At 72.6% G+C, this 21,452-nt stretch carries 20 protein-coding genes; 17 read left to right on the top strand and 3 right to left on the bottom strand.

The features are described 5' to 3' along the window. The first annotated feature begins 190 nt into the window (after nucleotides 1-190). The 12 genes from MFF56_RS27740 to MFF56_RS27685 all read left to right on the top strand — a co-directional run bounded on the left by MFF56_RS27740 (nucleotide 191) and on the right by MFF56_RS27685 (nucleotide 12,666). A complete protein-coding gene (locus MFF56_RS27740) occupies nucleotides 191-1,027 on the top strand; it encodes a hypothetical protein (RefSeq protein WP_153874034.1) in 837 nt (278 codons plus the stop codon). Nucleotides 1,028-1,084: 57 nt separating this feature from the next. Then, nucleotides 1,085-1,483 carry a hypothetical protein gene (locus tag MFF56_RS27735; RefSeq protein WP_153874033.1) on the top strand — a complete coding sequence of 133 codons (399 nt, stop codon included), beginning with the start codon at nucleotides 1,085-1,087 and terminating at the stop codon, nucleotides 1,481-1,483. Nucleotides 1,484-1,827: 344 nt separating this feature from the next. After that, the gene (locus tag MFF56_RS27730; protein ID WP_238231845.1) at nucleotides 1,828-3,066 is read left to right on the top strand and encodes a hypothetical protein; all 1,239 of its coding nucleotides are present in this window, start codon (nucleotides 1,828-1,830) and stop codon (nucleotides 3,064-3,066) included. A gap of 252 nt (nucleotides 3,067-3,318) precedes the next feature. Beyond that, complete coding sequence (locus MFF56_RS27725; protein ID WP_012752997.1) at nucleotides 3,319-3,816, top strand: hypothetical protein; 498 nt, start codon at nucleotides 3,319-3,321, stop codon at nucleotides 3,814-3,816. A 459-nt stretch (nucleotides 3,817-4,275) separates the two neighbouring features. Beyond that, complete coding sequence (locus MFF56_RS27720) at nucleotides 4,276-4,428, top strand: hypothetical protein (protein WP_009863639.1); 153 nt, start codon at nucleotides 4,276-4,278, stop codon at nucleotides 4,426-4,428. Between the two features lie 91 nt (nucleotides 4,429-4,519). After that, on the top strand, nucleotides 4,520-5,683 hold the full coding sequence (locus MFF56_RS27715; RefSeq protein ID WP_066927218.1) for a hypothetical protein: 1,164 nt from the start codon (nucleotides 4,520-4,522) through the stop codon (nucleotides 5,681-5,683). Next, nucleotides 5,683-6,369, top strand: coding sequence for a TnsA endonuclease N-terminal domain-containing protein (locus MFF56_RS27710; RefSeq protein ID WP_012752999.1), 687 nt, complete (start codon nucleotides 5,683-5,685; stop codon nucleotides 6,367-6,369). Before MFF56_RS27715 ends, MFF56_RS27710 begins: the two co-directional genes overlap by 1 nt. A 4-nt stretch (nucleotides 6,370-6,373) precedes the next feature. Next, on the top strand, nucleotides 6,374-6,586 hold the full coding sequence (locus tag MFF56_RS27705; protein ID WP_066927220.1) for a hypothetical protein: 213 nt from the start codon (nucleotides 6,374-6,376) through the stop codon (nucleotides 6,584-6,586). A gap of 2 nt (nucleotides 6,587-6,588) precedes the next feature. Continuing rightward, complete coding sequence (locus MFF56_RS27700) at nucleotides 6,589-8,835, top strand: TnsB C-terminal domain-containing protein (protein WP_082222805.1); 2,247 nt, start codon at nucleotides 6,589-6,591, stop codon at nucleotides 8,833-8,835. 10 nt (nucleotides 8,836-8,845) lie between these two features. Then, nucleotides 8,846-9,967: an ATP-binding protein gene (locus tag MFF56_RS27695; RefSeq protein ID WP_066923658.1), complete on the top strand. Its 1,122-nt coding sequence runs from the start codon at nucleotides 8,846-8,848 to the stop codon at nucleotides 9,965-9,967. 10 nt (nucleotides 9,968-9,977) lie between these two features. Continuing rightward, complete coding sequence (locus MFF56_RS27690; protein WP_066923656.1) at nucleotides 9,978-11,837, top strand: TniQ family protein; 1,860 nt, start codon at nucleotides 9,978-9,980, stop codon at nucleotides 11,835-11,837. A gap of 484 nt (nucleotides 11,838-12,321) precedes the next feature. Further along, nucleotides 12,322-12,666 carry a hypothetical protein gene (locus MFF56_RS27685; protein WP_012753004.1) on the top strand — a complete coding sequence of 115 codons (345 nt, stop codon included), beginning with the start codon at nucleotides 12,322-12,324 and terminating at the stop codon, nucleotides 12,664-12,666. 13 nt (nucleotides 12,667-12,679) lie between these two features. On the opposite strand, the gene MFF56_RS27680 is transcribed toward MFF56_RS27685, so the two are convergent. Continuing rightward, a complete protein-coding gene (locus MFF56_RS27680) occupies nucleotides 12,680-13,318 on the bottom strand; it encodes an RES family NAD+ phosphorylase (RefSeq protein WP_238231842.1) in 639 nt (212 codons plus the stop codon). A gap of 64 nt (nucleotides 13,319-13,382) precedes the next feature. Further along, nucleotides 13,383-13,772, bottom strand: a complete 390-nt coding sequence (locus tag MFF56_RS27675; RefSeq protein ID WP_012753006.1) for an MbcA/ParS/Xre antitoxin family protein — start codon at nucleotides 13,770-13,772, stop codon at nucleotides 13,383-13,385. A gap of 154 nt (nucleotides 13,773-13,926) precedes the next feature. Between MFF56_RS27675 and MFF56_RS27670 the strand changes: the two genes are divergently transcribed. From MFF56_RS27670 to MFF56_RS27650, 5 genes are all read left to right on the top strand, one after another. Then, nucleotides 13,927-14,643 (top strand): multiubiquitin domain-containing protein, encoded by a 717-nt coding sequence (locus MFF56_RS27670; protein ID WP_066922163.1) that lies wholly within the window; start codon nucleotides 13,927-13,929, stop codon nucleotides 14,641-14,643. Next, the gene (locus MFF56_RS27665) at nucleotides 14,636-15,073 is read left to right on the top strand and encodes a putative metal-binding protein (protein WP_043766874.1); all 438 of its coding nucleotides are present in this window, start codon (nucleotides 14,636-14,638) and stop codon (nucleotides 15,071-15,073) included. Before MFF56_RS27670 ends, MFF56_RS27665 begins: the two co-directional genes overlap by 8 nt. After that, nucleotides 15,070-15,540, top strand: a complete 471-nt coding sequence (locus MFF56_RS27660) for a Mov34/MPN/PAD-1 family protein (protein WP_009865918.1) — start codon at nucleotides 15,070-15,072, stop codon at nucleotides 15,538-15,540. Before MFF56_RS27665 ends, MFF56_RS27660 begins: the two co-directional genes overlap by 4 nt. Further along, entirely contained in the window at nucleotides 15,537-16,904 is a 1,368-nt protein-coding gene (locus MFF56_RS27655) for a ThiF family adenylyltransferase (RefSeq protein ID WP_012753009.1), read from the top strand. The genes MFF56_RS27660 and MFF56_RS27655 overlap by 4 nt, the downstream gene beginning before the upstream one ends. Nucleotides 16,905-18,255: 1,351 nt before the next feature. Further along, complete coding sequence (locus MFF56_RS27650; protein WP_153874028.1) at nucleotides 18,256-19,716, top strand: hypothetical protein; 1,461 nt, start codon at nucleotides 18,256-18,258, stop codon at nucleotides 19,714-19,716. A gap of 6 nt (nucleotides 19,717-19,722) precedes the next feature. Here MFF56_RS27650 and MFF56_RS27645 read toward each other — a convergent pair whose 3' ends face one another. Continuing rightward, nucleotides 19,723-21,135 (bottom strand): hypothetical protein, encoded by a 1,413-nt coding sequence (locus MFF56_RS27645; RefSeq protein WP_066922167.1) that lies wholly within the window; start codon nucleotides 21,133-21,135, stop codon nucleotides 19,723-19,725. Nucleotides 21,136-21,452 lie beyond the last annotated feature (317 nt).

Below are 21,452 nucleotides of genomic sequence, written 5' to 3'. Positions count from 1 at the left end.
GGTGGTGCGGCCCGCATCCCCGCACGTCGGGGCGCGTAGACTGCTTTCGGTTAACCAAGGCCAGAGATTGCGGTGGGGTGAACTGCTTTCAGGCAAGACCGAATCTAGCCAGTCTATTTTACCATTGGTATAATTCAGCCTTCCTCAGAGAAGGAAGCTCCAGCGGCCCGCAACCGGAAAGGATGCCGCCATGGTCTATGGGTTCTTCGCGGACGATGCGTCCGGATACCACGCGGCGTTGCTGGCCGCCGCCGCCCTCGCGCGCGTCGAGCGCCCGGCCACCGTCCTGGCCTACCCCGGGCACGCGCCCGGCCCGGCCGCGCCGGCCGGCCGGCGCCCGCCCGCCCTGGTCGCCCACGGCGCGGCGGCGCAGCTCCAGGGCCTGCTCGACCGCGCGGCGGCAGCCCTGGCGGGCGGGTCCGAGGTCTTCCTCGTGCTGCCGCTCGCCGCGCTGGACGAGGACCGGGTCCGCGCCCGCCTCGGCGTGGCGGTCGTGACGGGCATGAGCCCGCTCCACGCCGCCCGGGCCCTGCGGGCCGTCGCGCACGCGGCCGCCCCGGCCGGCCGGCGCCCGCCGCCCCCCTGGCTGCTGCCCTGGTCCGCCGCGCTCTCCGGATGCCGGCGCCTCGAAGGCAGGCTGCGGACGCTCCCGGTCCGCCTCGCCCCGCCCGGTCGCGCGGACCTCGCCGCCCTCGCGGCCGGCACGCCGGCCGCCAGCCTGCTGCGGTCGGGCACCCTGCTCATGGCCGTCCTGGAGGCCGCGGCGGCCGACCCGGACGCGCAGCGGCTCGACGCCGCGGCCCTCGGGGAGGCGCTCAGCCCCGCCGGCTCCCCCGCGGACCAGGCCACCGCCGAGCGCCTCAGGGACCTCGCCGAGAGCTTCGCGCGCCTCGGCGGCGACGGCTCCCGAGCGGCGCGGGCGCCCCGCCGCGCGCCGCCGCCGAGGCGCCGCAGGCCCGGACCCCGCGTTCCCGGCCGACGCCCCGCCGCCTGCCAGCCCTGCGCGGCGATGCCGGGGGCTCGGTGAGCCGGCAACCCCTCCGACCTGCGCCACCCCATCGATCCTGCTGCGACGGAGACGACGATGACGACATTGGCGAACACCCGCGGCGCCCCCTCCAGGGCAACGCCCGGGCGCGCGGCGAATCCCAGGCCCCGCCGGCCCGGGCCGGCGCGCTCGCCCGGGCCGGGCCGGGGCCGCCCGGACCGCGCCCGGGGCCGCGCCGGGCGGCTCGCCGGCCGTCTCGCCCGCGACCCGGGCGCGGCCGTCGACCCGGCCTCGCCGCGGGACCGCGGGCGGACCGGGCCGGACGACCGCGGCTTCGCCGATGGCGCGGCGCTCGCCGCGCCGGAGGCGTGGACCCTGCTCGACGGCGCCTTCGACGACGCCAACGAGGACCTCGCCACCTTCGTCCGGCTCGCCCGCGAGACCGCGTCGCTGCCGGGCTCCTGGGCGTCCTGGGACACCGGCGAGGCGACCTGAGGCGCGCGCCGGTGCAGGGGATGCGGCACGGCCCGGGCGGCGCCGATTGTGGCTTGCTCCGTGGCCCGCACAATGGGGCGTGCGCCCGATTCCCGGGCGCCGTCCGCGGCCCGGATCGAAGCGCCCTGGATCCATCGCGCCGGCCTGGCGCGGTCCCGCGGCCTATCGCCCGGCCGGACGCTCGCGTTCCTGGGCATCCTCCGGCCATGCACCCCGCTCCCGTCGTCCCGGCCTCCCGCGCCGGAAGCAGCCCCACGCAAACGGACGCGGGAGAGCTCGCGACGGCGTGGCGAACCATCGCGACGCTCTCGCACCCGGCCACCCGGCACACGGTCGACGCGACGATGGAGAACCTGCACGCGGCGTTCGTGGCCGGCGGCATCCGGGCGACCCGGATCGCGGCCCTGAGGCGGGCGATCCGGAAGGATCTCCGGCAGGTCTGGGACGACGGGATCGTCCTCCCCCTGGCGCGGTCGCGCGCGGCGGCCGACCGCGCGCTCCTGCGCGCGCTCCCCGGGGCCTTCGCGCCGGCGGATCACGCGCAGGTGCGGGATGCCCTGCTCAGGGCCGCCCGCTGGATCCCCGAGGATGGCGCCTCCGCCCGCGCGCATGTCGAGCGCGCCCTCCGCTTCCTCGATTGCCTGCCGGCGGTCCTCCGGGCCTCCGACGAGCTGGAGGCGCTCGCGTTCACGGTCGCGCCGGAGGCGCGGCAGGCCGCGGCGCTGATGGCGGATGCCGGCGAGGCAAGCCGGGCGGCGCAGGCCGCCTCGGCCGGCCGGCGGCTGCGGGCGGCCCTGGCCAAGGGGCTGCCGCCGCTGGTCGAGGCCGTCGCGGATGCGCTCTACCGAGAGGCGCTGGGCGCGAGTGCCGGGCAGCGCTTCCGCCACGCCGCCGCGGTCCTCCGGGCGCTGCCGGCCCCCGGCGCCCGGAGGAGCGACCGCGACGGCCCGGCTTGGCGGCGGCGCCTCGCCGACGCGCTCGCGCGGGACATCGTCGACGCGGAGCTCGGCCCCGCCCTGGGTCGCCTGCTGCGCCGGCATCGGGGACTGGCGGTGGGTCCGGCGTCCTACGCCGCGGGCGAGGGACTCGACGGGGCGGTGGCGATCACCGTGACGCGCACCGCTGTCCGCCTCGTCCTGTCGGCCCGCTTCGACCTCCGGGCCGGCGGGATCGAGCTGTCCGTCGCGGCGGTCCTGCCGGGCGGCGGCGCGGCGCGGGTCTCCGACGCGGCGGCCGACACCCTGCTGGACGCCTCGGTCCCGGCCGAGCTCGACACCGCCGCGCACCGGGTCATGCGCCGGCTGACCCGGGGGGACGACCTGCCGGACCTGCCGCTGGGCCTGTCGGGGGAGGGGGACCTGGTCGTAGGCGGCCTGGCCGGGCGGGCGCCGCGCCCAGGCTTCCTGGAGCGGCTCGTCGCGATCGCGGACGCGGAGGGGGCCGGGCTGCGGATCGCTCCCGCCGACGACGCGCAGCTGACGGCGGCGCTGGCCGCGCTTGGCTTCGCCTGGGCGGAGGGCAGGGGGCAGCCCTTCATGTCGCGCGAGCCGGTCGGTCCGGCCGCGGCCTACCGGGCGGGGTGACGCCGAGTCACCCGGCCAACGGCCGGAGCGCGCCGGCACGCCCGGCCCGGGCTCGCCGCCCGCGGGCGCGCCCGGCCAGGTCTGCGCGGCCGGTCCGGACGGGAAGCCACCCGGCCGGAAGCAGGGTCGGTCAGGCAGGACCCCGTTAACCAGGCGCCTTGCGGCCGGGTCTCACCCGGTTGCCACGGGGTCCGCGACCGGGTAGGATTTCAAAATCGGCCTGGGCGCGACCGCCCGCGGGCCTTGTGGGGGATGGTCGTGCTCACCGAACTGCAACAGGCGCGGGAGAGGCTGCGCGAGCAGGCCCGGCAGGCCGAGGCGGAGATGCACGAAGCCGTGCGGTCGGCGATGCTGGCCGGTGCCGCGAAGCTTCGCGAGATCGCCACCGAACTGGCCGGCATCGACCACCTGATCGGCACGTTGGAGCGCTCCGGCCTCGCGCCGGCCGTGGCCCTCCCGCGGGCGGCCGCGGATGCGGATCGGCCGGGGGCGGAGCCCCTGCAACTGCCCGCGGTCACCGGCCCGGTCGCGAAGGTGATCGTCACGGCGTTGGCGAAGGCGGGCCCCCGGGGGATGTCCGGCGCCGAGGTGAACGAGGTCGTCCGGAAAGCCGGCTACCAGCTCGACGCCTCGGAGAAGTCCAAGACCAAGCTTAAGCGCGATGGGAAAATAATCCACGACCGGAAGGCGAAGATGTGGTACGCGCTCGGCCAGTTCCGGGCGCAGCCGTCTCAGGGCGAAACCGAGTAAAGTCCCGTCCCGGGACTTCGAGGGAGAGTAACAATGCCCGGCCAGATCAGACCGGTTCGCGTCCGCCGTGGGCGGTCGCGCGACCCTCCGCGACCGGCTCCGGTCGCGCCCCATGAGTCATGACAAAGGCGCACGGCCCGAGGGCCGCACGCCTTGAGATCACCTGCGTCTAACCACCAAGCCACCGCAGGTGTATCGCTCGACCGCGCCGGGAAGGGGAGTGGAATCCCCGGCCCAAGCGACGTCCGAGCCTTTTCGACCGCGACCGTGAAACTACCGCACCGACCGGATGAGGCACACGCCGAGGCCCGACACGTATGCCAGCTCCCGCGCGTGAAAGCAAGGGCCTGCGCGTGTCGCCTCCTTGGGGTGTCCCGGCCGCCTGATGCCGCCGAGCCGGGGCCGTCCGACGGACGCCCTCGACCGGGCCACCGACCTCGCGACCCCAGGAGAACGCCCTTGACCGATCAGTACGGCGGCGAGCCGCCCGCCGGCGACCGCTTCGTCGATCCCGCCTTCGACGCGTGGGACGACGACCTCGGCCTCCTTCTCGGCCACCCCACCGGCAAGTTCACGCCCGAGGCCTGGGACGACCAGGCGCCCGAGGACTAGCCCGCACGACCGGCCCCGGCCCGAGTGCCGGGGCCGCCTCGCCCAGCTTCCATCAACGCCCGCCACGGGCTTTCAGAGGACCGCCGCGGTCATGACGCAGCTCGAACTTTTTCCCGTCCAGAGCGACTCCCTCGCCCCGGCGGATCCGCCGGCCCTCTCGGAGCTGACGGAGGCGCAGCGCGCCCGCGCCGGACGGCGCCTGGCCTATGTGCAGGCCCTGGAAGGCCTGCCGGCCGGCGCGTGCGGCGCCGATGCCGTGCCGGCCGCCTTCGCGGCGGTCGGCCGTGAGGTGGACGACGTCAAGTGGCCGTCGCTGCGGCAGGTCAGGCGGTGGCAGCGGCTGCTCCGCACGAGCGGCGGGCAGGTGGCCGCGCTCGCCGACCGGCGGCGGTCCGTGCCGGCCCGGCCCCGCTGGGCCGCCTGGATCGGGTCCGTGGCCGACGAGGCCGCCGCCCAGGCCCGCCTGCGGCCGGCGCCCTCGCTCTCCCTGTTGACGCAGGCGGCGCTGCAGCGGTGCCGGGAAGAGGCCCTGGCCCGCGGGTGCGCGCCCGACCAGGTGCCGGCGCCCGGCACCCTTCGCCGGATGATCCGCGCCCGCATGCGGCCGCCGGCGCGCGGATCCGCGGCGCCCGCCCGGCAGGTCTTCCGGTTCCTGCACATGTCGAGCGGGCACCCCTTGGGCGAGGTGGTCGTCGGCGAGGAGACCCTCGACATCGCGCTGCCGGAACTCGACACGGATCGCGTCCACCTGCTGACCGCGCGGGACGCCTACAGCGGCGTGACGGTCGCGGCGAGGCTCTCCACGACGGAGCCCGACGGCGACGCCGTCCTCGGGCTCTTCGGTGCCCGGCCGGCCGCAGCCACGCCGGAGCCGCTCGGCGTCGCCCGCCTCTGCCTCGGTCTCCCGGACGCCCTCCTGCTCGACCACGCCCCCCGGTTCCGCAGCGAATCGGTCCTGCGGTCCGCGGCGGCGCTCGGGATCGAGCTGCGCTTCGGCCCGGCGGCCTCCGCGGGCGGGGCCGCGCCGGCGGCGGGCCTGGGGCAATGGCTCGCCGCGACCGGGGCCGCGGTGGCGACGGCCGACGGCCTGATGGCCGCGGTGCAGGATTGGCTCAGCCAGCACGACCTCGGCCGCTCGCGCCGGGACGGGCGGACCCCGCTGGACCGCTGGCAGGAGGGGGTGACGCGGTATCCAATCCGCCTGGGGGCGGCGGCCGCGCCCGCGCGGATGCCCGGCGCCGGGGCAGGGGCCTGATGTCCCGGACCCTGCGAAGCCGGCATGTCGGCAAGCCGAATCCGTCCCGCCGGATCGTCACCGGACGGCGGGACTGCATCACGGGCGAGATCCCCTCCGGCAAGCCGGGCATGGGCCACCGCATGGTGGCCTACGAGGGCCTCCTCGCGCGGGATTTCATCCTCCTCCTGGAGCAGGACGACGCCGTCCTGCGCTACCAGGAGGAGCCCGTCCCGTTCCGGTGGCACGACGGCGTCCGGTGGCACACCTACACGCCGGACTTCGCCGTCGAGATCGACGACGGGCGGCGCCTCTGCGTCGAGGTCAAGCCGCTGAAGCGGGTGATCAGGCTCGGCTGGGACGAGATCCGGCCCCGCTTGGCGGCGGGCGCCATCGCGGCCGGCTACCACGGCTTCGAGCTCTGGACCGAGGTCGAGATCGACGCGCTCCGGGTCGCGAACGCGGCGCTCGTCGCGAGCGAGCGAAGCTTCGTCGTCGACGAGGCGGAGCAGCACACCATCCGCGTCGTCCTGGACCGCTTCGGCGGCGAGGCCCGCGTCCGGGAGCTCCGAGCGGCCTCGGGCCTCGGGACCCGCGCCTTCCGGGCCGTCGTCGCCCTGGTCGCGCGCGGGGAAGCCGAGCTCACCGAACCCGGCCGACCGTTCGACGACCACGCCCTTGTCCGCCGTTCCCCGAGCCGGAGGTAGCCCCATGACAGGAGATCGGTCTCAGATCCGCACGCACCGCGGCGCGGTCGCGCTCGTCGACGGGATCCCCCACGCCATCGCGCGCGCCGCGGCCGGCGTCCTCTTGCGCCGGCTCGGGCCCGATCCCGTCACGCTTTTCCTGAGCGAGGCCGCGATGCTGGACCTTTGCCGCAGCGGGCGGCTGCGCGTGTCCGAGCCCGGGAGGGGGCGGCGTTGAACATGGGCGCTTGCCAGATCCGCCTGCAGGAGGGCGCCCTCGTCATCGTCGAGGGCGTCTACCACAAGGTGCTCTCGCGCGACGCGAGCGGCGTCACCCTGCGCACGCTCGGGGCGAGGCCGGTCTCGGTCACGAAGAGCCATGCCGAGCTGGCCGACCTCTACTTCGGCGAGCCGAGGCGCCTTCAACTGGTGGAGGACACGACCGCGGGCCTGCCCCAAGGCGTCCAGGACAACCTCCTCCGCACCATCGACACGTTCGATGTCCGCCAGCAGGACGCGGCGCTGATGCGCCTCGACTACATGCAGGCCTGCGACCGGTGCTTCGCCGAGCGGACCCACAAGAAGGTCCTGAAGGGCTACGCCGAGATCGCGAAGCTCGTCGCGGCGGAGCGTCGGCAACGGGTCATCGAGAACGAGGGCTCCCATCCCGACGACGTGCCGCTCGAACGGGTGAGCGGGTCCTCGCTGAAGGGTTGGTACGGGCGCTGGCGCAAGGGGGGCAGGGCCCTCGCGGCGCTGATCCCGTTGCACGACCAGAAGGGGCGGGCGGGTTTCCGCCTCGACCCGGAAGTCGAGGTGATCCTCGCCGAGCGGGTGCGCGAGGACTGGCTCATCCGGAACGGCCCCCCCCTCAGCCACGTCATCCTGTTCATCCAGGGCCGGGTCGAGCGCGAGAACAAGACGCGCGCCGTGCCCCTCGATGTGCCCGACGCCATGACCATCCGGCGCTGGGTGAAGGCGAACGTCAGTCGGTTCGACGAGATCTATCACCGCCAGGGCCCCGCGGAGGCGGAGCAGGCCTTCCGGCACGTCAAGAAGGCTCCTCAGGCGACGCGGCCGCTCGAAATCGTCGAGATCGACCACACGCCGCTCGACGTGCTGGTTCTGGAAGGCGACGGCACCCCGGCGCGGAACCGGCGTCGGAAGGACAAGCGCACCAAGCGCGTCTGGCTCACGGTCGCCATCTGTGCGGCCACCCGGATGATCGTCGGGTTCCATCTCAGCGAAGAGCGCCCCTCCTGGACCTCGGTGATGCATTGCCTGCGCATGGCGGTGCTGCCGAAGGACCTGACCCGCGTCCGCGTCGAGACGTCCTGGCCCGTGTTCGGCGTGCCGGAGGTGGTCAAGCTCGACAACGGACGGGAATTCCACTCCCGCTCGATGAAGGCGGCCGCCGGGCAGCTGCGGTTCGAGCTTCGCTACATGCCCCGGCGCAAGCCCCACCTGAAGGGCAAGGTCGAGCGGGCCCTCGGCACGATCGCGCGCGACTTCTGCGCCTACCTGCCGGGCCGGACCTTCCGGGACGTGCGCGAGCGGGGCGACTACGACAGCGTCGGGCAAGCCGCCCTGACCCTCGCCCAGCTCATCGAATTCTTCACGATCTGGGTCGTCGACATCTATCACAACCGCAAGCATGGCGGGCTGCTGGGACGCACGCCCCTGCAGCGCTGGCAGGACCTGATCGGCTACGGCACGCGCCTGCCGCCGTCGGCCGACGACCTCGACCCGCTCATCGCGCTCGTGGTCCCGAGGACCATCCAGCGGCACGGGATCACCTTCCTCGGGCTCACCTTCCAGTCGGACGAGCTGAAGGGCGTCCGCCGCAGGAAAGGCTTCCACTTCGGCGAGGAGTTCCTCGTCAAGGTCGATGCGTCCGATCTCGGCCACCTCCTCGTCCTGGTGGACGAGGAGGCCGGGTGGATCAGGGTTCCCTGCGACGACGCCTTGGCGGACGGCACCTCCCTTGCCGAGTGGCGCGACGTGGTCCGGACGGCGCGTCGCATGACGCTGGAGGGCCAGCGCGTCGCACGCGCGACCCTCGTCCGCGCGATGGAGCTGCTTCGCGCCGAATGCCGCAAGGCCGGCGTCAAGCCGCAGCGGTTGGCCAGCACCGACGTCGACTGGTTCCGCGAGCACGCGGACGACCCGATGTTCGAGGTGGCCTGGGACGTCGCTGACGAGAACGCCCACGAGGCCGAGCGGCTGCGGACCCGGCGCCCGAGGAAGGCCGCGCCGTCGGCCGCGGCCGACGGCCAGGCGGCGCCTGCGCCCCGCATCGGGCAGGGGGGCCGCAAGACCGGCGGGCGCCCGGTCCGCGCGGCGCAGGACGACTCGGTCGCCGCCGAGCCGGCACGATCACCGCCCGTCACCGCGGCGGCGACCGTGCCGGCGGCGACCATGCCGGCGGCGGCGGCCGACGACATCGGGTTCGATGCAGACGATCCCGATAACTGGACTGCCGAGTGAGGACCATCGCATGCTGCAAGCCCACGAAGCGGACATCTTCCGCCCCGACGTCACGGTCCTCGCCCCGCAGGAGGCCGTTCCCGCGCGCCGGGAGCGGTTCGCCACCCGTCTGAGCCCCCAGGATCTGGAGCGGCGCGCCTGGAAGAGACGCGTGAACACGATCCACGTGAACACGGACGTCGTCGTCAAGGCGGTCGCGCGCTTCGACCAGATGCTGGCCGACCTCGCCGACGACGTCGAGGGCCAGTGCCTTGTCGTTCCGGCTCCTTCCGGGGCCGGGAAGTCGCATCTGCTCGCCCGGCTGCAGATGCGCCCGTCCCTGGTGCCGTTCCGTGACGAGGTCGGCCCCGTGCGCCCGCTGGTGTTCATCAAGGCGCCCAGCCCCTGCACCCTGAAGACGCTGGGGCTCGCGCTGTACGTCGCCCTGACCGATCTGGAACTCAGCGCCACCCTGAAGGAGCACGACATCTGGCGCAGGGTCCGCCACCAGATGCACGCCCAACTCGTGTCGGTCGTCATGGTCGATGAATTCCACCACGCCCTCCGCGGGCGCACCGGCGACGAGCGGCGGGCCTTGGTCGAGACGCTGAAGAACCTCGTCCTCCCGGACCCGAACGACCCCCTGCGGCCGCCGGGGGCGGAGATGCGCCCCATCTCGCTCGTGCTCTCCGGCATGCCGTGGCTGAGGCGGGTGCTCAAGGAGGACTTCCAGTTGCTCCGACGCTGCATCTTCATGCCCATCAGGCCACTCGGCCACTCGGCGGCCTGTGTGAAGAAGGCGACGAAGTTCCTGGAGCTGATCGAGCCGCGGCTCGGCTTCCCGGCCCCCTCCGGCCTGTCCGAGCACGACATGGTCCAGCGCATGCTCAAGGCATCGGCGGGATACACCGGCCGGATGATGCACCTCGTCAAGAAGGCGGCCTTCCGCGCCATCCGAAGCGGCGCGCCGAGCATCAGCCAACTCGACCACCTAGCATTCGTCTTCGACGAGATCTTCGAGCTCGGCCCTCACCGGAACCCGTTCAGGGTGCCCGACATCTCGACCTGCCCGAAGCTGAAGGAGATCGAGTTCGACAAGCTCACCCGACTGATGGGAACCGCGCAAGCGGACATCGACCCGGACGACGCGTAGGAGGACGTCGGTGCGACTGACCATCATCCCGCCCGTCGTCGAGGGCGAATCCGCAGCGGCGCACCTGCTGCGCGCCTTCGACGTCAATGGCGAGCCGTGGAGCCGGGAACGCCTGAGGAGCGCCGGCCATGCCTTGAGCGACATCCTGCAGGGGCGCGCCGCCAAGCCCCTCGCGGACCGGCTCGGCCGTGACGGTGAGCCCTTCCTGCGATGGACCCCGGCGGAGGTCACCAAGCGGAGGGTCGTGATCGCCGGCGAGGAGATCCACCGGGACGACTGGACGACGAACGCGCGTCGCTGGTGCCCGCGCTGCTGGGACGACGACCTCCGCCGGCCGCGGTCCGGACGTCACGCCCATTGGAACGTTCACCGGCGCTTCTGGTGGGACGTGGCTGCCGTCCGCACCTGCCCGGTGCATCACGTCCTGCTGGCCGCGGCTTGCCCGACCTGCGGCGTGGACGTCACCTGGGAAGCCGGCTCGCTGACCCGGTGCAGGAACGGCCACCCCCTGCTGGCCTGCGAGGGCGTCGAGGTCGCGCCCGGCACGACCCTGGCGGACGCCTACGTGGTCGGCCGCCTCGGCGGCATGCCGAGGACGGAGGTCCCCATTCTCGACGGGCTGACGCTCGCAGAGGCTTGCGACGCCATGGAGCGGCTGGGCGTCGCCCGGCACGGGGGCGCCGACGGGGCCTTGTCGAAGTTTCCGGCGGAACGCCATCCCGAGGTGCTTTCGGCCGGCCTCGCCATCGCGCGGGACTGGCCGCGCGCCTTCGAGGCCCTGCTCGACGGGATGGCCGGAGCCGACCATGTCGGCCTCGGGGCCTGGGGCGCCGAACAGGTCTATGGCTACCTGTACCTGTGGGCGAAGCGACTGCCGGCGGGAGGGAGCGGTGACGCGGTGCGGGCGATCCTCTTCGCGCATCACGCGGCACGGGGTCCGGTCCACAAGACCTCGGTGGTGATCCGGCATGCCGATGTCCCCCTGGTCAGCCTCGCCGAGATCGCGGCCCAGTGCGGGCGCCGGCCGGAGTTCGTCGCCGGCTACGTCAAGGCCCTGGGTGCGTGGCCGGAACGGACCAAGCGGGGCACGCCCATCGGCATCACCCGCGAGACCGCCGCCGAGATCCGCGCGCTCCTCGACCGTGCGGTCCGCGCGGACGACCTGCCCGCCGCGCTCGGGCTGGCCAAGCGACAGGCCAGGATGCTGGTGGCCGCCCGCATCGTCCCGCCAGCCGAGATCCATCGTCGCGCCGGCATCAAGGCCGAGGTATTCGACCGGGGTGCCATCGACGCCGTGCTGGCCCGACTCCGCGGCCCAGCGCCGACCGTCGAGGCCGCTCCCGCCGGCCTCCTGCCGCTCGCGCGCGCCAGCCAGCACGGCAAGGTCGACGGCGTGCGCGGCACCTGCGCCATGATCTTGGCCGGACAGCTCCGGGTCAGGGCGGTCCTGCGGGACGCGCCCGGCCTCGCGGGGTTCCTCCTCGACCCGGAGGACATCAGGGCCGCGCGCCGGTCCCGCGGGGGCGGCGGCCTCACCCTCGCAGAGGTCGGCCGGCGCATCACGGTGCCGTCCGACGTCGTCGGCCTGATCGTCCGGCAAGGCCTGCTGACCGGGACCGCGACCGCATGCGGGGAGATCCTCGTCCCGGAGGATGCGTTGGCGGCCTTCGAGAGCGAGTACGCAACCACGGGGGCCCTCGCCAGGGACATCGGATCCGGCATTCGGTGGGTGCGGGAAGCCCTCGACCGGGCCGGCATCAAGCCGGTTTTCGCGACCGCCGGCCGTAAGGTCACGACGGTGTGGTCCCGGGAGGATGTACCGCGGGACCTCCGGCGCCGCATTCCCAGGACGCATGCGCGCCCGCTCTAACGGAGGTTGCGCCTCGGCGGCGGGATACGTGAGCGGACCGTGCGGGGCTGCCCCATCCGAGAGCCCGCGGCGGGCGCACCGGGCGCCCGGGTCCTGCGACGCGGCGGCCGCCGCCCGGGAACCCGAGAGACGCAAGAGGATGGCGGCCCAAGGCAATTTCGCAGCAGCGTGCTGCAAGATCGCGGGACCGGCCCAATACTCGCCGAAGCCCTCCCGTGCTTGAGGTCTCGTCGCGGGAAGCGTCCTGCGCCGAAGTCCGTCCCATTGTGCTCCTACAGCCGGGGAACGGGCTCGGCCCCCCAGCGCCGGCTCTCCTGCTTGTCGGCGATGGACCGATGGCCCCCAGCTTGCGCCGCGTTCAGGCTCCTCACGATGTCGGGGGCGCCGGCATGGTGTAATGACGGCGTGCCCGACCGTTCGGCCGGTCTCAGGGCACGGCATACGCTCGCGAAATCACGGCCCTTGTGGATGTTGGTGACACCGCATGTTTGACTGGCTCCGATCCCTCCTGCGCCGTCTCTGGCTTGGCCGTTCGGGCGACGCGCCTCGAACCGAACGTCCCGTTGAACCGCGGCACCGACAGGTCACGATCCGCCGCTACGGCGGTGGGGACAGGCCGCCGCCGCTGCACTGGAAGGCCTGCCACCCGTCGACGGTGAGGCGCTTCAAGGCCGAGATGACCTGCTCGCAGGGTCACGCGCTCGTGCTGAAGGACCACACGGTCACGGCGGAGGGCCGGGTCCTGCCGAGCGTCGTCTGCCAGGCTCGCGGCTGCACGTTCCACGAGTTCGTCCGCCTGGACGGTTGGGCGGCAGGCGAGCTGCGCTGAGGCGCGGCGGAGCTCAGGCGGCGAGCACGTCCTCCTCGCCGCCCAGGGTCTCTGGCCTGACCTCGCGCCCCTCGTCGTCGAACGCGTAGAGGAGGGCGATGCGGCGGCCGGTCCAGACGTACCGGTAGTGCACCGTCTGGATCGAGCGGCCGAGCACGCTTGCCCTGAGCACGGCCAGGCACGTCGCGCTTGAGCGCTCGGGAGGGTGGTAGAGAACCCCGTCGGCCTCGGAGGATACGCGGGCGCCGATCTCGCGGCACGCCTTCGCGTCGAGATCGGCCGGGACGTGGCGAAGGTCCACGAAGCGTCCCTCGGCCGGCGTCCGCAGCATGCGCATGTCGAGGCCGATGGGCGCCTCACGGGTCCGGGCGAGAAACCTCTCGCGACGCGCCACCGACACGGCGAGCGCGGTCTGGCGGTCCGCAGCCAGTTCCAGGCACGGCCTCAGGTGATCGAAGAAGCGGCTGCCCTCCGGGTTGCCGTAGGCGAAGGGCGCGTGGTTCCAGTTCTGCAGCCTCGGGGCATCGGCCGGGACCCCGGGTCGGAGCCGCGCGAGGCGGTCAATCGAGCGGAGGCGCGGGTTCGTGATGTCCTCGACCGCGACGAGGGCCTCGACCCTGCCGTCGGCCACGAGCCCGTCATAGACGGACACGGGCGGAAACCGGGACGGGATCAAGCGGAACGCGTCACCCTTCCACGTCGTCAGGGAAAAATCTTCAGCCGCCACGCTGAGCATCCAGGTAGATGCGGACCTTGTACAAGTCCGCGAATTTCCCCGAGAGCATGACGTCGAGCGCGCTCGCCCCATCGAAATACTCGTTCGGCGCCCTGATCCACTCGTCCCCACGCTCGTCTACGGTAAACAGGATGCGCAGCGCCTTCCAGATCGAGAGAAGGTGAGACACCCGCTCCGTCGTGTCCGGCGGGATGCTGCCCCCTTCCTTCTTCCACTTGAAAAACGTCGACCGCGCCGGCGAACCGAGAAGCGCGATCTGCTCGTCGGCGCTCAGGTGCCACCTGTCGGCCATCGCGAAGAACGCTTCGAGCTCCACAGGGAGCCGCGACGACCCAGCCTCGTTCCGGGCGCCGTGGGCAGAATTCGTCATCAACCCCTCCCTGGTCCAGAATCGGACTTGACGGCCGACCTAGTCCAGATACATACAGTCCCAGCCGAGACTGAAAGCGTCTTTTAGTCCAAGGCCGTCGTCCGTCAAGAGTGTGTACGGGAACGTCGGCGCGCGCCAGCAGGTGGAGACGAGGATGAAGGTTATGGATAACGCGCGGGCCCGCAGCTTCGTGTTCCCGGTGAACGGCGCCCCGGTTCGCTTCGACGACGGCGAGGTCACCGGGCGTGAGGTCCTCACCAGGGCCGGCCTCTTGCCCGCGAGCGAGCACCAGCTCATCCTGGTCCGGGGCGGCCGCACCCACCTCGTGGGCACGGACGACAAGGTCGACCTCGTCGCCGAGGAAGGCGGCGCGTTTCGCGGCTTCCGCAGCGACCGCAGCTTCTCCTTCACGGTGGACGAGGTCGGCCAGGTCTGGGGTGACGGCCGGATCGAGGTCGACGAGCTCCTCGCCATCCTGCACGTCCCGGCAGGCCACGACCTCGTGCTGGAGCGCGAGGACGAGCCCGACAAGATCCTGCGGCCCGGCGGCGCGGTGTCGTTCGAGACTCGCGGCGTCGAGCACATCGTCTCGCGGCGCGCGCAACGGCCGGACTTCGTGCTGGTGACCGTGTTCACCACGAGCGGCGTTTTCCCGGCCGAGGGGGCGGTGCGGGTTCCCGCGACGACGCCGGTCGCGGACGTGCTGGTCCGCGCCGCGCGCAAGCTGGAGCTCGGCGACACCGCGACGTGGATCACGACCGTCGGCAACCGCGACATCGATCCGTCCGCCTCCTTTGCCGGGAACGGGCTCTCCGGCGAGGTCGAGATCGAGTGGGGGCCCCGCGAGGGCGGTGGGGGCGCCCGTGCTTGAGCTGCTCTCCCGGGCCGCGTTCGAGCGCGACGTGCGCCGCCTCGATTCCCGAACCGCGGCCCACCGCAACTGGACGGTCCTTCAGGCGGAGTATCCCGTGCTCGACGTGATCCTCGGGCATCCGACCGCCGCGCCCCTGAGGCTCCGTTTCACCTGCGTCGATTGGGACGACCTCCCCCCGTCGGTCGAACTGCTCGACGCCGCCGGGCAACACCTCTCGCAGGCTCCCCCCGGGGCCGGCGGCATCTTCCACCCCAGTCCCCATCCCGTGACCGGCCGCATGTTCGTCTGCATGCGCGGAACGCGCGAGTACCACACCCACTTCAGCCATGTCGGCGAGCGGTGGGACGGTTACCGCGGCCAGTCCGGCCTGGATCTGCTCGGCATCCTCGACCAGATCTGGCGCTGCTGGAAGAGGGCGGTCGGATGACAGCCGTCGCTTGCACCGCCGCCATCCTCGCGGAAACCCTCGACCGCCTCCGCGTCGGGGGGCGGCGCGGCGAGGAGCGCGCCGTGCTCTGGCTCGCGCGCTCGGCCTCGGCGGCGCCGACGCCCGTGCAGGAGGTCTACGAACCCGAGCAGGCCACCGCCGAGGACTACTTCCACCTGCCGCCCGCGAGCATGCGCGCGCTGATGGGGCACCTTCGCGCCCACCGTCTCAAGATCGTCGCCCAGGTCCATACCCATCCGGGCAGGGCGTTCCATTCCGAGGCGGACGACGCCTGGGCCATCGTCCGGCATCGCGGGGCCCTCTCCCTGGTGCTGCCGCGCTTCGCCGCGACGGCGACGCCCGGGACCTTCCTGGAGGAGGCGATGGTCTACGAGCTCTCGGACGCTGGACTGTGGGAGCATGTGCGCCGGCCGGGCGAGCGCATCCGCATCGAGGTGACGCCATGATCACGCCCGCCCAAGAGAACGCCCGGATGCTGGCCGCCATCCTCGGAAGCGACGAGGACGACGCGTCCGAGCGCCTCAACCGGGCGGTTCTGGTCACCGCTCCTCCCGGCGGCGCGGACGCCGCCTGGGCGGCGGAAGTGGCGGCCCTGCTCGCGCGGACCGTCGGCGTGGTGACCTCGCCGGCCGAGGAGGCGCAGCTCGAACTCGTCATCGGCGAGGCGGCCGCGCGGACGGACCTGCCCCGGCTGCACGCCGCCATCGACGCCGGCGGCGCCACCGTCGATGTCCGCCCCGTCGGGCGGACGGGCGGCCCGCCGCCCCATCCCCTGCTGGCCGCCGTCGCCGCATGCCCGGCGGCCGCCGCGACCCTGCGGATGCTGCTCGACGACCCGGCACTTCCGGCCGTCGCCTACCCGCTCCGGCTGGACTTCGACCAGCTCGGCGTGCCGGACGCGGCGCTCGCGACGACCGTCGATCTCTCGGACGCCGTGCTCGTCGGCGCCGGCGCCGTGGCCCACGGCTTCGTTCGCGCCCTGCGCCACCTGCGCGCCGTCGGCCGCCTCCGCATCGTCGACCCGAAAACGGTAGGCTCAGGCAATCCCAACCGCTGCCTCTACCTGGGCGACGAGGATGTCGGCCGCGACAAGGCCGTCGCGCTCGCCGAGCGCGCCGCGGCCGACTTCCCCGAGCTCGCGTTCGAACCACTCGTCCAGGACTTCTCGGCCTATTGCAAATCCGCGGGGCCGCCCGCCACGGCCATCGTCACGGTCGACAGCAGGCGCGCGCGGCGCGGGATCCAGAAGGAGCTTCCGGGCCGGGTCCTCGACGCGTCCACGACCGACGTGCGCGGCGTCGTCGTGCACTCGCACCGGCAGCCCACGCAGGATGCCTGCATGGCCTGCATCTACCGTCACGTTCCCGACGAGCACGCGCGGGAGCGCTCGATCGCGGATGGGCTGGGCGTCGACCTCGCCGCGGTCAGGGAGGGTTTCATCTCGGCCGAGGCCGCCGGGCGGATCCATCGGGCCCATCCCCAGATCGATCCCGCGGGGATCGTGGGCACGGCCTATGACAGCCTCTTCAAGCAGCTCTGCGCCGCACAGACACTGCTGACACCGGAAGGCAGGCAGGTGCTCGCCCCGTTCGCGTTCGTGTCGAGCATGGCCGGCGCCTTGCTGGTGGTCGAACTTCTGCGCTCGAACGCGGGGGCGGCGGCGACCAACTATTGGGCCGTCGATCCCTGGAAGGCCCCCATCGGGCGGCGCCGGCTGCGGCGGGCGCGCGATCCGCACTGCGAGTTCTGCTCCAAGCCCGAATCGGACGCGGCGGCCGAGCACCTCTGGGGCCGGAACGCGGCGGGGTGACCTGCCGACGCCGTGATCGCTCGGGCCCGCGGGACCGTTTTCCGGGGCGGCGCGCTCCGGGCGGCGAGGCGCCCGGAGCGTCGGGCGGCCCCTGAGCGAGGTGGTGTCGAGGCCGATCTCGGCGGCACGGCGCGAAGTGCCGCGACGCCGGCGGATGAGGCGGAAGAGCCGACGGCAGGCGGGCCCTTCGCCGGGCTCCGGGGCGGACCTCGGGGCGGGCGCCGAGCGGGGCCGGTCACGGCAGGCCGTCCGGGTCGGCCCTCCCGGGAAGGGGCGGCGCCGGAGCTGATAGGACGTCCACGCCCATCGAGCGTCGCCCGTCCGCGGGCCACGCCCAGACATGGTCCGGCAGCCGGGCTCGCTCGAAGGACAGGCTTCCCGGGAAGTCAGGACAAATTGTGTTGAGAGCGTTCCTTCGGCGAGGCCGGAAATCGGGACAAGCTTTCGCGATAGCTTGGCCCGCCGGCCCACGCCGGATCGGCCGTTCCAAGCCCCGGGCGGCGAGCCCCGCCCAGTGGGCGAGAGCGCTGGCCTGGCGATCGTAGAGCCGCCACCGTGGTGGCGAAGGCGCGGACGGGGGGCGAAGCCAAGGGCCGGGCTGATCGACCGCTACCGTCGCTTCGTCCGGCATCATCGCTCCGCCTCGCTCGGGAGCGGCGGAACGTCCACGGCATCGGACGCCACGCGCGGTCACAAGCCATGGACATCCGCGGACGTGTAACCACCGCGATCCGCGGGACGAAATCCAAAGAAAACGGCGAGACGTACGCGCCCCATCGTCGATTGCGGAGGTGAATATGAAAACGATCCTGTTTGCCGCTGCTGCGAGCGCCGCTCTTTACGCGTCGGCCCTCGCGCAAGGGGGTGCCCCGTACAATGCCAGTGGGCAACAGGCAGGGGGCCCGCGTGCGGGGATGGAGCGGCGTCTGGGAGTGTCGGTCAGCACCCCGACCGGGAGCCTTCTGCCGACACAGCGAAGGAGCGATGTTCGGAGCCGCTGCAGGCCGGATGGCAAGGGCCAATATGCCGGCGGCTACCGCGGCGAGTTGGCGCGCCGTGGATGCGCATAGCGAGGCTCGCTTGCCGAGAGGAATTCGGTCTGGTGCGCCGGGTGCATGGTCGGGCATCCGGGCGGCGACGCCGGCGCCTGACACCGCCCGATGAGGTGGGTCGAGTGCGGGCATGAGCCCTTTCCGCGACGACCGCCCGATCGGCCGGTTGCGGCATCGGCACGCGCGCACTTTCAGGGGTGAGCTGCGCGACGCTGATGTGCCAGCCGAGGTGACCCGGTTCGGCGAACGGGACGGCGTCGAGCTTCTCTCGCTGTCGAGTGCCGGGCGAGGATGGCCACGTGCACCGGCTCGTCACCTATCCAAACAGGGCGCACTCCATCGTGCGAGCGCGCCGCCATGGAGCCCGCGCAGGGCTTGATGGTCACCGCGGACCGACGGGATGCCCGCCCTTGGGAGCCGACGCCTCGGGGCATCCCTCGGGGAAGTTGCGCGGCAATCCCTGGCCCGCAGGGACCGGGTCGGCTATCCCCTCGCGCCTCACTGAGAGCGACGCGATGGCTGCCGATTTCCACGACTGGGACAAATCAGACGCATGGCAAACCGACCACCCGGTCATCCGGGCATTCGGCCGCCTGCGCACCACGGTCGCCCTTGGGAAGCTCGCCGGCATCGCATCCCTACCCGCGAGGTTGAGCCCGCGGCAGCGGGGCGTCCTCCTGGCAGCCCTGGAGCGGTTGTACGCCGGTGGCGTCCGGCCGAGCCTGGCCGAGGACACCCGGCGAGGCCTGGGAGCGATGGCATCGACCGGCGAAGTGACGTCGCGTGGCGTCGGCTGGCGTCAACTTGCCCCGACGCTCGGCCTCGGGGCGGGAGCGTTCGATCCGGATCGAGCCGCGGAGGAAGGGCGGCACCATCTCGTCGCACAGCTGCTCGCGATGTCGCCCAGATACTGGGCCGACCCGGTTCAGGCCATTCTGTTCACGGCCCTGCAGTACGGCTTGGAAGTCGCCCTCCGTCGCGGACGCTGCAAGCCCGAGCCGCTCAAGACGGAAGCGGTGCTCCATTACATCCAAAGCGCGGTCGAGCACCGTGTGATCCCGGCCATGGACGAGGCGGGAGCCGGCCTGCCGGAAACATACACGCTCGACCTCGGCACCGCCTCCATGCTGGAGGGCCGGGATCTTCTCGCGGCGGACCTCGCGGTCGTCGCCGGCGTGCACGTCCTCGGGCGCCCGATGTACCGGATCGTCCTCTTCCAAGCCAAGAACGCGACCGCGACGGGCTTGACCGACGTCGGGAGGAACGAGGGACGGCAGCTCGACACGTTCCTCTCGACCGGGATGGGCTGGTACCTCTTCTACCCGGCCTGGGCGAGGAAGGGGGCCTTCATCACGACCGTCATGCCGGCGACCGAGGTGTTCCACGATGTCTGGGCCCACGGTCAGGCGCCGGCCTTCGGGCAGGTCGACGCCTATGGCGGCGAGCGCTCGCCCGGGTGGGATTTCGCGTCGTTCGTCAGCATCGCCATGTCCTCCGGCCGCGACCTGTCGTTGGGGCGTCTCTTCCCGGACGCCGAGACCGCCGCCGAGGCTCTCTCGGACGACCGCAGGCAACCCTTGGCGGCCGACATCATCGCCATCGACCGGACGGGAAGGCTCGCGCTCCGCGACTTCATCGATGCGACCGCCAGCCTGGGGTACGGGGACGGACGGGTCTCGTCCTTTCCGTCCAGGCGTCATGCCGCGCACCGCCGCGACGAGGCGGGAAGTCCGGGCGACCCGTTTGCGCCCGGTTGGTGAGACCGTTCAGTCCGGCAGGCCGAAGGTCATCTCTCGGGCGAGGCAACCCGCGCGCAGCGAGGTGAGCCGGTCGCACGATTGGGCCAGCGTGCGGAGGACGTCCAGTTCCTGCGCGGGCGGCAAGAGATCGACGACCAGGCGCTCGACGTCGCGGTAGACGTCCTGCGACATCCAGGCGAGAAGGAACTCGGCCAAGCCGCGCCGCAGGGCTCGGTCGTCGCCGACGACCGCTCGGATCCGCCACTGCCACAGGCCCTTCTCCGCGTTGCCCAAATGGCGCCACACGGCGCGGGCGCCTGGGATATCCATGGGCAGGTCGGCAAGCTGGGCGTGCAAACGGACGATCATTTCCCCTGACGGAAGATCCCGTAGCGCCAAGACGAAGGCCTCCTCTCGCTCGGCGTCGGCCAACTCCGAGCGGACCGCGCGACGCCGGCGCGCGAGGTGCAGGAGGCTCAAGGCAGCGAACACCGCGCTTGCCGGCTCCGAGCCCTCCAAGGCGCGGACACCCGAGACGATTGCCGCCATGAAGGCCTCTGGATCGTCCTCGAAGAGCGGTTCGAGCCGAACGAGACGCCGGATGTCGTTGGCTTTCCAGGCGCGTGCGCCGGCGATGGCCCGCAGCCATTCCGCAGCGGCTGGCATGCCGCCAACCCTGTCCCGCAGGTCGGCACGGCCCTCAAGCTTCCCGAGCAGCGTTGGGAGCCACCTCTCGTCGGACAGAACGTCCCGGAAGGCGGCGAGGTAGTCTCCCGGGGGCGGTGCGCAGCGCTCGAAGAGGCGGGCTACCCCCCGTTCGATCGCGGGAGCAAGGATTTCCGCTTGAGCGAGGACGGCGGCGTCGAACGCGGTTCGGTCGCCTTCGACCATGGAACGCAGGCTGTGGAGCGCAAAGGCGTCGTCCCTGAAATCGAAGATGAGGTCGCTGACCGGCGCGGTCACGCCGAAGGCCAGCGCCGCCGTACCGTCCCCGCAGACCCGGAGCGGCGCGCCGTTCAGGAACGACAACAGGCGCCCGGGTTCGCCGCGCGCGCATCGAAAGCCTTGGGCGACGAACGCGGCGGCCTTCCCTCGAAGGTATGAGGATACTGGGTCGGAGGGCGCCCAGTGGCGTTGGATCTCCTCCAGGCACCGGATTGCCCGACCGCATCCTTCTTCCAGCGGCCAGGCGCCGTGCTCGATCGCCAGGATCGACAGCAGCGTGAACAAGGCGTGCTCGCGCTGCGTCAGCGGCGGTGTTCCGAACCGGTCGAACATGCCGATCCGGTCCCTCTCGCTCGGGACGTTGTCGCGTATCCAACGGTCGAAATCCTCTGCGACATCCGCCTCACGGAGCGGTTCGGGCAGCGCAAGGCGGGCAAGCCTCTTGATCGGGTGCGGGTCACCGTCGGTCGTCAGGTCAAGAGGTTGTACGCGCACGTGCTGTCTTCCTCTGCGGCTCCGGCCGTCGCGAATCCGCCACGTCGGCATTGTCCTTGCAGCCTTGCCGAAAGCAAAGTGGGGCGGACCGATAGGGCGGGCCCGCGAGAGCCATCGGGATGGCAGCTTCACCCGAAGTCGATCCCGCCCGCCGGTCGATTCTGGCCCCAGTTCCGGTTCCCGCCCCCGCAGGCGCAGGCACGACGGCCTTTTCGGGTTCGTGAAGCGGGGTCAGTCACGGCTCCTGTCCCGACCGAGCGCGGCCGACAGATCGCTTCCGCGCCTGGCTCCTGGGCTCGCGGACGCTCGTGGAGGCG

This window comes from Methylobacterium hispanicum (genome assembly GCF_022179285.1).
Taxonomy (GTDB): domain Bacteria; phylum Pseudomonadota; class Alphaproteobacteria; order Rhizobiales; family Beijerinckiaceae; genus Methylobacterium; species Methylobacterium hispanicum.
The sequence above is the reverse complement of the archived record's forward strand: the minus strand, read 5'-3'. Positions and strand labels throughout refer to the sequence as shown.